The organism is Corynebacterium sp. P4-C1 (assembly GCF_030503595.1).
In the GTDB taxonomy this organism is placed as follows: Bacteria; Actinomycetota; Actinomycetes; order Mycobacteriales; family Mycobacteriaceae; genus Corynebacterium.
The window spans coordinates 1,150,577-1,163,466 of the sequence record NZ_CP129966.1 but is presented as its reverse complement, the minus strand read 5'-3'; the positions used below and the strand labels follow the sequence as shown (position 1 = coordinate 1,163,466).

General features: G+C 67.6%; 14 protein-coding genes. 10 read left to right on the top strand and 4 right to left on the bottom strand.

Annotation, left to right across the window (positions count from 1 at the left end; translation table 11 throughout):
• Window positions 1-12 precede the first annotated feature (12 nt).
• Complete coding sequence (purE, locus tag QYR03_RS05545) at window positions 13-519, top strand: 5-(carboxyamino)imidazole ribonucleotide mutase (protein WP_301713231.1); 507 nt, start codon at window positions 13-15, stop codon at window positions 517-519.
• Window positions 520-577: 58 nt separating this feature from the next.
• The gene (locus tag QYR03_RS05540; protein ID WP_301979007.1) at window positions 578-991 is read left to right on the top strand and encodes a YdcF family protein; all 414 of its coding nucleotides are present in this window, start codon (window positions 578-580) and stop codon (window positions 989-991) included.
• On the opposite strand, the gene QYR03_RS05535 is transcribed toward QYR03_RS05540, so the two are convergent.
• Both QYR03_RS05535 and QYR03_RS05530 read right to left on the bottom strand, forming a co-directional pair.
• A complete protein-coding gene (locus tag QYR03_RS05535) occupies window positions 988-1,695 on the bottom strand; it encodes a TIGR03089 family protein (protein ID WP_301713233.1) in 708 nt (235 codons plus the stop codon). The genes QYR03_RS05540 and QYR03_RS05535 overlap by 4 nt on opposite strands.
• A 67-nt stretch (window positions 1,696-1,762) precedes the next feature.
• A complete protein-coding gene (locus QYR03_RS05530) occupies window positions 1,763-3,364 on the bottom strand; it encodes an LCP family protein (RefSeq protein WP_301713234.1) in 1,602 nt (533 codons plus the stop codon).
• Window positions 3,365-3,542: 178 nt separating this feature from the next.
• Here QYR03_RS05530 and QYR03_RS05525 point away from each other — a divergent pair, with 178 nt between their 5' ends.
• The 3 genes from QYR03_RS05525 to QYR03_RS05515 all read left to right on the top strand — a co-directional run bounded on the left by QYR03_RS05525 (window position 3,543) and on the right by QYR03_RS05515 (window position 6,313).
• Window positions 3,543-4,451 carry a glycosyltransferase family 2 protein gene (locus QYR03_RS05525; RefSeq protein ID WP_301713235.1) on the top strand — a complete coding sequence of 303 codons (909 nt, stop codon included), beginning with the start codon at window positions 3,543-3,545 and terminating at the stop codon, window positions 4,449-4,451.
• Between the two features lie 135 nt (window positions 4,452-4,586).
• The gene (locus tag QYR03_RS05520; RefSeq protein ID WP_301713236.1) at window positions 4,587-5,684 is read left to right on the top strand and encodes an NDP-sugar synthase; all 1,098 of its coding nucleotides are present in this window, start codon (window positions 4,587-4,589) and stop codon (window positions 5,682-5,684) included.
• A gap of 329 nt (window positions 5,685-6,013) precedes the next feature.
• The gene (locus QYR03_RS05515) at window positions 6,014-6,313 is read left to right on the top strand and encodes a WhiB family transcriptional regulator (RefSeq protein WP_076599791.1); all 300 of its coding nucleotides are present in this window, start codon (window positions 6,014-6,016) and stop codon (window positions 6,311-6,313) included.
• A 26-nt stretch (window positions 6,314-6,339) separates the two neighbouring features.
• On the opposite strand, the gene QYR03_RS05510 is transcribed toward QYR03_RS05515, so the two are convergent.
• Window positions 6,340-6,822, bottom strand: coding sequence for a metallopeptidase family protein (locus QYR03_RS05510; protein WP_301713237.1), 483 nt, complete (start codon window positions 6,820-6,822; stop codon window positions 6,340-6,342).
• Between the two features lie 95 nt (window positions 6,823-6,917).
• Here QYR03_RS05510 and QYR03_RS05505 point away from each other — a divergent pair, with 95 nt between their 5' ends.
• The 4 genes from QYR03_RS05505 (at window position 6,918) to manA (ending at window position 11,227) form a co-directional block, all read left to right on the top strand.
• Entirely contained in the window at window positions 6,918-7,391 is a 474-nt protein-coding gene (locus tag QYR03_RS05505; protein WP_301713238.1) for a DUF3499 domain-containing protein, read from the top strand.
• Between the two features lie 102 nt (window positions 7,392-7,493).
• Entirely contained in the window at window positions 7,494-8,912 is a 1,419-nt protein-coding gene (locus QYR03_RS05500; RefSeq protein WP_259849674.1) for a phosphomannomutase/phosphoglucomutase, read from the top strand.
• Between the two features lie 12 nt (window positions 8,913-8,924).
• A complete protein-coding gene (locus QYR03_RS05495) occupies window positions 8,925-9,932 on the top strand; it encodes a hypothetical protein (RefSeq protein WP_301713239.1) in 1,008 nt (335 codons plus the stop codon).
• Between the two features lie 86 nt (window positions 9,933-10,018).
• The gene (manA, locus tag QYR03_RS05490) at window positions 10,019-11,227 is read left to right on the top strand and encodes a mannose-6-phosphate isomerase, class I (protein ID WP_301713240.1); all 1,209 of its coding nucleotides are present in this window, start codon (window positions 10,019-10,021) and stop codon (window positions 11,225-11,227) included.
• On the opposite strand, the gene QYR03_RS05485 is transcribed toward manA, so the two are convergent.
• Window positions 11,224-12,060 (bottom strand): hypothetical protein, encoded by an 837-nt coding sequence (locus QYR03_RS05485; RefSeq protein WP_301713241.1) that lies wholly within the window; start codon window positions 12,058-12,060, stop codon window positions 11,224-11,226. The genes manA and QYR03_RS05485 overlap by 4 nt on opposite strands.
• Window positions 12,061-12,418: 358 nt before the next feature.
• Here QYR03_RS05485 and QYR03_RS05480 point away from each other — a divergent pair, with 358 nt between their 5' ends.
• Entirely contained in the window at window positions 12,419-12,772 is a 354-nt protein-coding gene (locus tag QYR03_RS05480) for a DUF4259 domain-containing protein (RefSeq protein ID WP_301713242.1), read from the top strand.
• Window positions 12,773-12,890 lie beyond the last annotated feature (118 nt).

The window sequence follows — 12,890 nt, the reverse complement described above, 5'->3', positions numbered from 1 at the left end:
TAAGGAGCGCACATGGAACCGCAGGTAGGAATCATCATGGGGTCCGACTCGGACTGGGACACTGTCGCACCGGCGGCGGAGATTCTCGCCGAGTTCGGCATCCGCTTCGAGGTCGGGGTGGTCTCGGCGCACCGCACCCCGGAGAAGATGCTCGCGTACGCCAAAGGCGCGCACGGGCGTGGCCTGCAGGTCATCATTGCCTGCGCCGGCGGCGCGGCGCACCTGCCGGGCATGGTCGCGGCGGCGACCCCGCTGCCGGTCATCGGCATTCCTCGCGCGCTGAAGGACCTAGACGGGCTTGACTCGCTGCTGTCCATCGTGCAAATGCCGGGTGGGGTGCCCGTGGCCACCGTGTCCATCGGCGGCGCGAAGAATGCCGGCCTACTCGCGGCGCGCATCCTCGGCTCCTCCGAACCGGAGATCCAGCGCCGCATGGTCGACTACCAGGAGAACATGGCCCGAGAGGTCGAGCGCAAGGATGAGGCGCTGCGCGAGCGCCTGCTCGGCGGCGGTGAGTAGCAGCCCCAGCCCCGTGGTGGTGCTCGGGGCACGCATTATCGACGGCCGCCCGTCGCGCATGCTCGAAGCACGCTTGACGACGGCACTGGCACTGGCGCACCGCCACCCGCAGGCCCCCGTCGTGGTGACGGGGCAGGGAGAGTCGGACGTGATGGCGCGGTGGCTCATTGAGCGTGGTGTGCCGGCCTCCCGGATCGTGGAGGAGCCCCGGGCGACGTCGACGAACGAGAACCTGGAGAATTCCCGCGCGCTGTTCCCGTCAGTGGCACGGTTGACCGTGGTCACCAACGGCTTCCACGTTGCGCGCACCAAAGTGTGGGCGGCGCACCTGGGTGTGCCCGTCACGGTCGTGGCCGCACCGACCCCGAAGAAATCGCGGTTGAAGAACTACGCCCGGGAGGTCGTTGCGGTGCCGCACTCCGCGGCGCGTGTCGTGTGGCGCAAGCTCGTGCGCCGGTGGTTTGGCCGCTAGGCCAACCGTTTGGTCACCTTCTCCGCCTCGGCGATCTGCCTGATGCGCTCGGCGGAGGCGACCCCCGCGATGACGACCACGGAACCGCCCGCGGCGAGGGTGGCCATTACGGTGGTGTCGAAATCCTCGCGCGTGCGCCAACCCGGAATGAGAATGCGCTCGGCTGTTTTGCTGGTGCTGGCATTGGCGCTGGTGCTCGTGCCTGGCGCAGCAGCCCAGTCGGCGAGGTCGGGGGACTGGCCGTAGTACTGGTCGCCGTAGAAGCGGACGGTGGGGCCGAAGTCGACCACGCCGGGCGGCAGCGTGCCGCCGGTCTCCGTCACACCACGGCCGAACGGGTCGTCCGAGACCGCCACGACATCTGCGGACCTCGGCCAGTTGCCCACCTCGTCAACGCTGGTGAAGACCAGCTGCGGGTCGTTGCCGTTGTCCGCGGACTCCTTCGTGTTGAAGGTGAGGCCGGCGTTGTAGATGCCGATGGGCAGCACCGCCGCCTGCCAGGACAGGGGGAGGTCCACCACGATGCGCGGCGCGGCGGCAGGGTCGTCGAGCTCGAATTCCTCGACGAGCATATTGGCGATCTTGTTGGCCCAGTTATCCAGTGTCACACCGGAGAATTCCATGCGCGTTCCGGCGGACTCGTCGTAGACGGTCAAGCGCGGGCTGGCAGGGTCGGTGGACAGGATCGGGGCGAGCAAGCTCATAGCGCCCCATGGTAGGGAAAACCCGGCGGGCGGGTTTTCGGCCGGGAAGGGAGCGCGGCTAGTTCAGCTAGTTCACGCAGCGGGGGCCGGAACCGCCGGCGTTGAACTCGGGGCCGACCTCGGCGGCGCCGAAGTCCTCGCCCGGGGTGCCCACGGTGTCCTCCTGCGTGACATCCTGGGGTGCCTCATCGGCGCCGGGGCCGGTGTAGTCGTCCGCGGTGACAACGATCAGGGAGCCGGGTTCGAGCGACTCGTTGACGGTCACGGGCAGGCCGCCGAGCAGCTCCGCTAAGGCCGTGGCGGCCGGGTCGTCGGCGGAGGCGGCGACAACTTGCGAGGAATCGTAGACACCCGGGGTGGAGTTGCCCACGCTCTCAATGGTGAGCTGCTTTTCTTTGAGGAACTCGGAGACGGCACCGGCCATGCCGGCGCTGCTGCCGGCGTTGAGCACGGTGAGGGTTGTGCTGGACAACTCAGCCGGGATGGCTGCGTCAACGGGGTCGCCGGAGCCCCCGGGGTTGTCGGCGTCAGTGTTCTTGGCACCGGGGTTCTCGCCTTCGGCCTGCTGCTGCTCGCGGGCGAGTTCGTCCATGAAGTCGTGGACCTGCTGCGGGTCGACGGTGATGATGGATTCGCCGTAGTCGCCCACACCGTTGACGGAGGTGACCGGGATGGTGGAGAAGGAGACGTTGCCGGCCGCCAAGTCGGACATCTGGCTGAGCAGAGCCATGACGTTCCAGCCGGAATCGACGTTGACGGAGCGCTCCACCGCGTTGGACAGCTCGCGCAGCTTCGCCGGGTTAGACAGGGTGCCGGCCGAGATCGCCTCATTGACCAGGGAGGCCATGAAGACCTGCTGGCGCACGATGCGGTCCAGGTCACCGCGGGGCAAATCGTGGCGCTGGCGGACGAACGCCAGAGCCTGGGTACCGTCCAGGGTCGAGCGGCCAGCCGGGAATTTCGCGCCGGAGAGCGGCTCGTCGACTTCCGCGTTGAGGCAGACCTCCACGCCGCCCACAGCGTCGGTCAGAAGGACGAAGCCGAGGAGACCGACCTGCGCATAGTGGTCGACTTCGACGCCGGTGAGGTCGGCGACGGCGTCGATAAGCCCCTGCTGCGCGGCTTGGGCGACTTTCTCCTCGAGCTCCTTGCCTTCCTTCTCCCCGTCGGCGAGAAGCTCTTTGCGCTTGGCATTCGCGTACTGGCCGTACACGCCGTTGATCTTCGTGTTGCCGTACGTCGAATCGTGGATGTATGTGTCGCGCGGGATGGACACGGCGGTGGCCCGGGAGCCGTCGTTGGGCACGCGGATGACCATGATGGTGTCCGTGTTCAGCTCGCCGTCGGCCTCCCCGGCGTTCAGGCGCGCCAACTCGTCCTCGCTCAGCGGGTTTCCTTGGGCATCCGTGCGCGAATCGGAGCCGACGAGGAGGATATCCACCGCACCGTCCGAGCCGTCGAGCTCGTCGTCGGACAGGGACAGATCGGACGAAGAGAGGTTCCCGCCGAGCCGGCCCACGGAGTAGTAGCCCAGGCCGGAGATGAGGATCACCAGGGCGGACAGGACTGCCAGGGTCGTCTTCAACGCCGGGTGCCCGGACTGGCTGATGTCCCGCACACGCGACGGGGCCGGCTGGATATCGCGCACCGGCCGGTATTTCTCGCTCACGGAAAACTGCCCCTTTTGATCGTCCGCTTTGTTCTCCGGCGCGCGGGCGCACACTGCCGCGCTGGCGGCCCGGCAGGAACAGCGCGCGGAGAAACGTTCACATTAGGTGGAAAGTATAGTGCACGACCCCGCGCGCGCCGGGATCCAGCAGCGCGGGACGGCGGTAAGCTGCCATACTGTGAGTACGACTTTTGGACGAGACTCCGCGGCGGCGGGGAATGATGCCCCGTTGGCTGTGGTCACCGTGACGTTCTCGCCGGGGAAGCACCTGGCGGGGCTCGTCGATACGCTCGGCGGCGCGACCGCGCGCGACACGCTGATGATCTGCGCGGACAACGGCTCCACCGACGGCGTGCCGCAGGCGATGGCCGCCCGGCGCGGGGATGTGGAGTTCATGCCCACCGGTGGGAACATCGGCTACGGTGCGGCGATCAATGCCGCCGCCCGGCATCTGGCCGCCGCGCGTCGCGCAGGGGAGATCGACGACGAGTACTTCCTCATCGTCAACCCCGACGTGGAATTCAGCCCGGGCTCCCTCGATGCCCTGCTGGACTGCGCCGCCGGTCACCCGCGCGCCGGTGCCGTCGGCCCGCGGATCGAGGAGCTCGACGGCACCGCGTACCCGTCCGCGCGGGAAGTGCCCACGCTCGTCACCGGCATCGGGCATGCAGTGCTCTACCCGGTGTGGCCGGGCAACCCCTTCAGTAAGGCGTACAAGGCCGGGGAGAACCTCGCTACCGTGCGCCCTGCGGGCTGGTTGTCCGGCTCCTGCCTGCTTGTGCGCTGGGATGCCTTCGATGCCATCGGCGGATTCGACGAGCGCTACTTCATGTACTTCGAGGACATCGACTTCGGCGACCGTCTCTCCCGTGCCGGCTGGGACAACATCTTCTGCCCAGATTCCGTGATCTTCCACGACCAGGGCCACTCCGCCAAAAAGCACTCGCGCGTGACCGTGCCTGCGCACCACCATTCCGCCTACCGTTTCCAGGCTGACCGCCACCCGCACCTGTGGCAGACCCCCATCCGCGCCGTTTTGTGGCTGGGACTCAAAGCCCGCGCGGTGATCGCCCGGGCGTGCGGCTGACGAAACTGTGAATTCCGGGGAAGTTCTACGACACGCCCCAGCCGCCCATGCCCCGTCAAAGCCCGCCTAGTCGCGCGTGAGGGGTTAGGTTAAGGCGCGAACACTTTCAACCGCTGACAGAAAGGCCACGCCATCATGGCATCTCAGCCATCCACGGTAGACCCCTCTCAGATCGACGCTGTTGTGCTCGTGGGCGGGCAGGGGACAAGGCTGCGCCCGCTGACGGTGTCCACGCCGAAGCCGATGCTGCCCACCGCCGGCTACCCGTTCCTGGCTCACCTGCTGGCGCGCATCAAGGCCGCGGGGATCCGGCACGTGGTCATGGGCACCTCGTACAAGGCGGAGGTCTTCGAGGAATACTTCGGCGACGGCTCCGAGATGGGCCTGGAGATCGAGTACGTCGTTGAGGAAGAGGCCCTGGGCACCGGCGGCGCGATCCGCAACGTGGAGTCCCACCTGCGCTACGACACCGCCATGATCTTCAACGGCGACGTGCTCTCCGGCGCGGACCTGGGCGGGATCCTGGAAACGCACCAGCACAACGAGGCGGACGTGACGCTGCATTTGGTGCGCGTGCCGGATCCGAGCCAGTTCGGTTCTGTGCCCACTGCCGCCGACGGCCGCGTCGAGGCCTTCCTGGAGAAGACGGAGGCGCCGCCGACCGACCAGATCAACGCTGGCTGCTACGTCTTCGAGCGTGACGTGATCCGTTCGATCCCGGCCGGCCGGGTTGTCTCCGTCGAGCGCGAGACCTTCCCTGGCCTGCTCAAGTCCGGCGCCCGCGTTTACGGCCACGTGGACACGAGCTACTGGCGCGACATGGGCCGCCCGTCCGATTTCGTGCAGGGCTCCTCGGACCTCGTCCGCGGCATTGCGCCGTCCCCGCTGTTGGAGGGGCGCACGGGCGAGGCGCTTATCGACGAATCCGCCGGCGTCGCCGGCGGGGCCATCTTGGTCGGCGGCACTTCTGTGGGCCGCGGGTCCACGATCGGTGCCGGCTGCCGCCTCGACGACTGTGTGGTCTTCGACGGCGTGACCATCGAGCCGGGGGCGATGATCCGCGATTCCATCATCGCCTCCGGCACCCGCATCGGTGCGAATGCCCGCATCCAGGACTGCGTGATCGGCGACGGCGTGAGCATCGGCGCACGCTGCGAGCTACAGGGCGGGATGCGTGTGTGGCCGGGCGTGGATATCCCGGATCTGGGAGTGCGTTTTTCGCCCGACGCGTAGCGACACGCCGGGGAACCAGGGGATTAGTTGCCACCCGAAACGGTCGCTACTACATGTAGTACCCCCGCTGGCTACCCCCGCTACGGTTGTGTTGTGACTCGTGTGACTCATGTTGCGAGTGACGGCCGAAACCCGCATTAATGCCCAGCGAAGCGATTGTTTTGTCCCGCTTCGTGTTGACGCTATTTAGTGCGCGAGGGTTGAATCACATTAGTGTAATCAGCGGCGGCCACGAGGTGCGGTGCTGACGGCATTGAACTTTGGCGGGCATTGGCAATAGGTGCCACGACAGCAAAACGGCGACAAACAAGACTCAGGAAGGGGACGGCGTGGAAGACATGGTTTCAGGCGCCACTCTCCGCGGCGCGGCTGCGGGCGGAATGACCCTCGACGAACTGTTCGGCACCGTCGAGCAGGAGTGGCAGGACCAAGCCCTGTGCGCTCAGACCGATCCGGAGGCATTCTTCCCCGAGAAGGGTGGCTCCACGCGCGAGGCGAAGCGCATCTGCCAGGCCTGCGCAGTGCGCGATGAATGCTTGGAGTACGCGCTCGAGCACGATGAGCGATTCGGCATTTGGGGCGGTCTCTCCGACCGTGAGCGCCGCCGCCTGCGCAAGCAGATCGGCTAACGCTCAGCGGGGGCGGAGAGCGCGGATCAGTACTGGAAGCTCGGGTCGATATCCCGCGGATCCAGATTCAGATAATGCGCCACGAGTGCCGTGAGCACCATGGTGAGTAATTCTGCGCGCTCGACTGCGTTGACAGCGCGCTGCTCGACCGGCATCCGGAAAACCACGATGCGTGCGCGGGTCGGGTTTCCGGCGCGGTCCACGCCCGCCTGAAGCACGCGGCCTAGGGGGACGGGGCCGTCGGCGAAGATCTCATCCGGCATGATCATGTCGGAACTCAACCGCATGCGCGGAATCGTGTCTACCGCCAGGTCCACGCCAGCGAGCTGGTGCAAGAAGCGGTTGTGCAGAGGGGCGTACGCGTCGAGCACTGCCCGGTCGAAGTCCATGGAGCGGCTGCGGTAGCGGGGCACGGCCACCGGCATGACGGGGCCGCGCACACCGCGGCCGTGGCGGTCGCGGCGCAGCGGCAGTCGTGCGTGGTCGGCGTTCGTCGTCGCGTCGTTCATAGCTATCAATGTAGGACTGCGCGCCGTGCGGGTGAGCGGGGACGCGCCGCGCGTCGCGAGCCAAAATTTAAACCTTGGGTTTAGACTATTGCCCCGTGAGTACCTTCCGTCGTTGCTGTCGCCCCGGCTGTGGCCGCCCCGCCATCGCCACGCTCGTCTACGCGTACTCCGAAAAAACCGCCATCGTCGGCCCGCTCGCACCGTCGCCGGACCCGCACGCCTGGGACCTGTGCCAGCGGCACTCCGAGCACATCACCGCACCAGTCGGGTGGGAGATGGTGCGCATCGACAACATCGAGCTGTCCGACGAAGAGGAGATCACCGCCCTGGCGCAGGCCGTCAGCGAGGCAGGGCGCGTGACCACGGGCCTGGTGGACACAACCCAGGACCCCATCGAATTCGACAACGAGCGCGACTTCACCAACCCGGACACGTCCAACCACCCCGTCTACCGCACCAAGCGCGTCGGCGAGCACCTCGCCGAGCATAAGGCGGCCCGCCGCGCCCACCTGAGCGTCGTGCCGGATCCGGACACCGAACCGGACACCGAACAGGGTGCTGAGTCCTGACGCTGGGTACTCACGCTGGATCCTGAAGCGCCTTTAAGTGATCGCTGTCAGCGTTCGCGGGTGCGGCCCTTTGGGTCACGAGGACGTTTAAGATCGGTTGGCATGACTGAACAAGCGTCACAGCCCACCAACACCCGCACACGCTCACGCGAGGATGTGGAGGCCGCGATCAAGGCCTACGACATCCGCGGGGTCGTCGAACCGGCGGACAAGGCCACTGTCGACGAGGACTTCGTCTTCGATGCCGGCGCCGCATTCGCCTCCATCCTGCGCGGGGAAGGGGAGACCACCGTCGCTGTGGGCCACGACATGCGCCCGTCCTCCCCGGCGCTCGCCGCCGCATTCGGCCGCGGCGTGGTCAGCCAGGGCGTGGACGTGATCGAGCTCGGCCTGACATCCACCGACGAGCTGTATTTCGCCGCCGGCGTGATCGGCTGCGCGGGCGCAATGTTCACCGCGTCCCACAACCCGGCCCAGTACAACGGCATCAAGCTGTGCCGGACCGGCGCTACCCCGGTCTCCCAGGACAGCGGCTTGGCGGAGATCACCGACATGCTTATCGACGGCGTGCCGGCCTTCGACGGCGAGCCGGGCTCGGTGAGCCAGCGCGACATTCTGGGCGACTACGCGAACTTCCTGCGCGAGCTCGTCCCGGTCCCCTCCGACCGCGCACTGGTGGTGGCGGTCGACGCCGCCAACGGCATGGCCGGCCACACTGTCCCGGCCGTGCTGGGTGAGGAGGACAACCTAGATGTCCGTCCGCTCTACTTCGAGCTCGACGGGACGTTCCCGAACCACGAGGCCAACCCGCTGGACCCGAAGAACCTGGTGGACCTGCAGGACTTCGTCGTCAAGCAGAATGCGGACATCGGCCTCGCCTTCGACGGCGACGCGGACCGCTGCTTCGTCGTCGACGAGAACGGCGACCCGGTCTCCCCGTCGGCGATCACCGCGCTGGTGGCTGAGCGCACGCTGGAGTCCTCGCCGGGCGCGACGATCATCTACAACGCGATCACTTCTCAGGCCGTTCCGGAGCTGATCGCCCAGCACGGCGGCACCGCGGTGCGTACCCGCGTCGGCCACTCCTACATCAAGGCGGAGATGGCGGACAAGGGCGCGCTGTTCGGTGGCGAGCACTCCGCGCACTACTACTTCGCCGAGTTCTTCAACGCGGACTCCGGCATGGTCGCCGCACTGCACGTGCTCGCGGCCCTCGCCGAGCAGGACAAACCGCTGAGCGAGCTGATGGCGCAGTACAACCGCTACGCCGCCTCCGGCGAGGTCAACTCCGAGGTCGCCGACCAGAAGGCGACGATGGAGAAGGTCGTCGAGGCCTTCGCCGACCGCACGGAGAGCGTCGACCGCCTCGACGGCGTGACCGTCTCCCTGAAGGGCACCAAGGCGTGGTTCAACGTCCGCGCCTCCAACACCGAGCCGTTGCTCCGCCTCAACGTCGAGGCGGAGACCCAGGACGAGGTCGACGCACTCGTGGACGAGGTCCTGGGCATCATCCGCGGGTAGGGAGCGCACGCCATGGCTACGGACCGGAGCTATTACGACGGCGCCGCCGACTACGACGCGGACGCGGTGCGCTTCTTCGACATCGCCCATGAAGGTGCCCACGTCCGCGCAGTGGCGCAGGCTGCCGGGATACTCGAGCGTCTGCAGGGCTCTTCGCCGCGCAGCGTGGTCGTGCTGGCCACCGACGCGATCTCCGAAGCCGCGGCCGAGTGCGCGGTGGCGCTGGTGGAATTCGACCGTGCGCCCGTGATGGTCACCCGGCGTGTGCCTGATTTCGTCGGCGCCCTCGATGTGGTGGTGCTGGTCGGCGACGCCCCCGATGCGGAAACCTCAGTGCGCCAGGTCTCGGCGGTGGCCGGACGCGGTGCTGAGGTGATCCTCGCCGGCCCCGCCGGCGGGCCCGTGGTGGAGGACGCCCCGCGCGGCGCCGTGGTGCTGCCCGCGCCACCGACCGCGGACGGGGCGTCCCCGCTGCGCACCATCGCCGCAGTGATCGGGGTGTGCGGTGCACTTTCGGGCACGAGCGCGCTTGTCGACGGCGTGGCCGATGCCGTCGACGAGGAGCTCCGCCAACTCTCCCCGGAGCGCGAGGTGACGGTGAACCTGGCGCGCCAGCTGCGCGAATTCAGCGAAGGCGCCCGGATAATCCACACCGGCTACACTGCCGCCGGCGCCGCCGTCGCCCGGCTCGTCGCAGCACTGTGGTCCGCCCGCGGAATTCCCAGCGGCTTCGTCGGCAGAGAGGATCTCGGCCCCGCACTGGAGGCCGCCGCCGGCAGTGGCGCCGGTGCGGGTAACTCTGCTGGGGGAGCCGACGATATCTTCTATGACCCCTTCATTGACGGGCCGCCAGCCCAAGTGCCGGTGAAGACCGTGGTGTGGGGTCAGCGCGAGCCCCACCTGCCCGGCGCCCGGGCAGAATATGTGGGGGAGGCCGAAGACGGGGCCGGCGGGGACCTCGCCGCGGCACTGCGCCTGATCGTGCGCGGACTGGCGGCGACGGCGCTGCACGCGGACTGACCGCGGGCTCGAGACTACAGACCACAGACGTACCCGATGAACCCGAAGAACCCGAAGCGGACGCACGAAGAGAAGAGGCGAGAAACGTGGAGCTGCTCACCCCGGCGATGCAGACGTATCCGTGGGGATCGAGAACCCTTCTAGCGGAGTTGCGCGGGGAGGAATCCCCGTCGGCGGCGCCGCAGGCCGAACTGTGGTTCGGTGCCCATCCGGCGGCACCGGCCACGGTCGGGGGAGTGGGGCTGGACGAAGTCATCGCGGACGACCCCGCCGACGCGCTCGGTGCAGCAGTTCGCGGCGAATTCGGCGACACCCTGCCGTTTCTGCTGAAGATTCTCGCCGCCGACGGCCCGCTTTCCATCCAGGCGCACCCCACCGCGGCGCAAGCCCGCGCCGGTTTTGAAGGGGAGAACGCGGCCGGCATCGCGCTCGATGCCGCGGAACGGAACTACAAAGACCCCAACCACAAGCCAGAGCTGCTCGTCGCCCTGACCCGGTTCAAGGCCCTGGCCGGGCTGCGGCCGGCGCGGCAGACGCTCGAGTTCTTCGAATACCTCGACTGCCCGGAGCTGACCCGGTACTCGGCGATGCTCCACTCGGACAACGAGGAAGAGGGGCTGCGCGCCTTGTTCACCACCTGGATTTCCCTGCCACGCGCCAAGCGGGTGGAAGTGATCGAGGGGGTGAAGGGGAGCGTCGACAAGCGTTCCTTTGCCGGCGTCCCCAGCTGGATGGGCCAGGCCGCGCGCTGCTTCGTGGAATTGTCGGAGGTCTACCCCAGCGATGTCGGTGTGCTGGCGTCGCTGCTGCTCAACTACGTGGAACTTGCACCCGGTGAGGCGCTGTACTTGGGTGCCGGGCGGCTGCACGCCTACGTGGGAGGGATGGCCGTGGAGATCATGGCTAACTCGGATAACGTGCTCCGCGGCGGGCTGACCACCAAGCACGTCGACGTTCCTGAACTGGTGCGCATCACGGACTTCTCCACGCTGCTCGATCCGCGGGTGGACGCCCGGGTGCGCGACGGCGTGTGCGAATTCGACGTGCCCGCCCGCGATTTCCGGCTCACCCGTTACGAGCTTGCCGCCGGGGACGGATTCGACGCGGACTGCTCCGGCCCGGCGATTGTGCTGTGCACATCGGGTTGCGTCACGTGCGGTCCGCTTGAATTGGGCCCGAGTGAGGCGGCGTGGATTCCCGCTTCCGACCCGGATGCGCGCGTGGCAGCGGGTCTGGCCGACAGTGCCGACGGGGCGGGCGCGGAGGTGTTCTACGCGCGGGTGACTTCGCGCTAGCTTTCGGGCTGCTCGGCGGCGGCCTCGGTGCCGACCGGGGCATTGTCCTGCCCGGTGTTCGGCGCCGGAGCTTCCTCGCCCGCGGCCTGGCCCTTCCCGTCCGGAATTCCGGGCACGCGCGTGGAAGCGGAGAACGGATCCTCGGGGCGCTTCTTCGGCTGCGCGTCGCCGCCGGCAGCCTCCCGGGCCGCATCGAGGGCCTCCCTACCGGACTGCAGCGCTTCCTCGACGATCTCAGAGCCACTCTGCAGCTCGGCCTCGGTGTTCGGCTTCGGTGCCTGTTCACTGTTGTGCGCTTGGCCGGTCGGGGACGGACGGGAGGGCTCCTGCGGCTCCGGCGGGACAACCGTCGGCGATGTTGCACGCGGTGCCTCGCCCGGTGCGGTGGACTTGGCGGAGCCGCCGGAATTCGGCTGCTGGGTCTGCGCCGGGGCAGAGCTGTGCGCGTTCTGCGGAGCAGGTGACGCGTTCGTCGGGCGGTAATAGGATGCCTCTTGGGTGCCGCCTTGGTTGCCGTCCAAGTTCGCGTTCGGCGGGGCCAGCGGATCGTTCACGGCGCCGGCGGACTGGCCGTCGCCGCTGTCTGCGCTCCCCGCCGCAGTGTCACTGTCGGGGTTCTCAGTGGAGGACATCCCGGAGCTGGAGGACTCCGGCGAGGACGTCTGATTCGAGCTCGAGTCGGCCGCGGCGACCGGCTGGCCGGCGAACTCCGTTTCCTGGCTGTGAATATTCACGCCCGAATCGGAGACCTTCCACACCAGCAGGCCGACGACGACGGCCAAGGACAGGCCGGAGACCAAGTAAATGGCGAAGCGACGGTTAGTCAATTCCATTTCCGGCATCTCCTTCCCCTATCCGGCAGCGGGTTGCGCTACCGCACGTGGCTGTCCTGTGTGATCCTCATGTGGCGGTTATAGCAACTCATATAACAACTCGGTAACAAGCTATCAGGGATTCGGCGGATGCACCACCCCCAATTCCTCAAATTTGTGCGCGGGCCCCTCCGCGGTGGTATTTGTGACGCGCCCCACCCCGGGGGCCGTCCAGTCCCCGCCGAGCGCGGGTTCCGAGCGCGGCTTCGCTGCCGGCTCATGGTGGACATCCGGCCAGCGAGACAGTAGAAGTGGACCTGACTGGAACAAGCACCCAGAAAACCACTGGACACGCAGGACGAGCCGGAAGGAGAACGGCGTGAGCACCTGGGACATGGCCATCTTCAATGAGGATGCCAACGTCGATTTCCTCGACGACATCGCGGACCTCGACCACGAGGACATGGTGGAAGCAGTGCGCGACGCGTGCCTGCTGGCCATGGACAAGGACAACGCCACCGAGGAAGAACTCTTGAACGGCCAGGCCGCGGCCACCATCGCCGCAATCTGGGCGGGAGCGCCGTTCAGTGCCGGCGAGACAGCCGACACGTACCCGTTCCTGCGCACCGCCGCGGCCGACGTGGACGAGAAACTCGTCGAGGCCGCGGTGGCCATCCTCGAAGACGTCGACTCCGAGCAGGATGTCGACCAGTTCATCGAGGCCTTGTCCTGAGCCGTGCGGCTTAACCGCTTAAGCTAGCTACCGTATCCGGTCCGGCGCAGATCCGGGCCGATTGAGCGCCGCCGACAACGGCGCACCAACGACCACCAACACCTCGACTGCGTGCCAA

Excerpts from the sequence above, each read along its gene's own strand:
- QYR03_RS05500 (WP_259849674.1), top strand. The coding sequence starts at position 7,494 with ATGACTGAACAAGCGTCACAGCCCACCAACACCCGCACACGCTCACGC.
- QYR03_RS05540 (WP_301979007.1), top strand. The coding sequence starts at position 578 with ATGCTCGAAGCACGCTTGACGACGGCACTGGCACTGGCGCACCGCCAC.
- purE (WP_301713231.1), top strand. The coding sequence starts at position 13 with ATGGAACCGCAGGTAGGAATCATCATGGGGTCCGACTCGGACTGGGAC.
- QYR03_RS05485 (WP_301713241.1), bottom strand. The coding sequence starts at position 12,060 with ATGGAATTGACTAACCGTCGCTTCGCCATTTACTTGGTCTCCGGCCTG.
- QYR03_RS05495 (WP_301713239.1), top strand. The coding sequence starts at position 8,925 with ATGGCTACGGACCGGAGCTATTACGACGGCGCCGCCGACTACGACGCG.
- QYR03_RS05510 (WP_301713237.1), bottom strand. The coding sequence starts at position 6,822 with ATGAACGACGCGACGACGAACGCCGACCACGCACGACTGCCGCTGCGC.
- QYR03_RS05535 (WP_301713233.1), bottom strand. The coding sequence starts at position 1,695 with ATGAGCTTGCTCGCCCCGATCCTGTCCACCGACCCTGCCAGCCCGCGC.
- QYR03_RS05520 (WP_301713236.1), top strand. The coding sequence starts at position 4,587 with ATGGCATCTCAGCCATCCACGGTAGACCCCTCTCAGATCGACGCTGTT.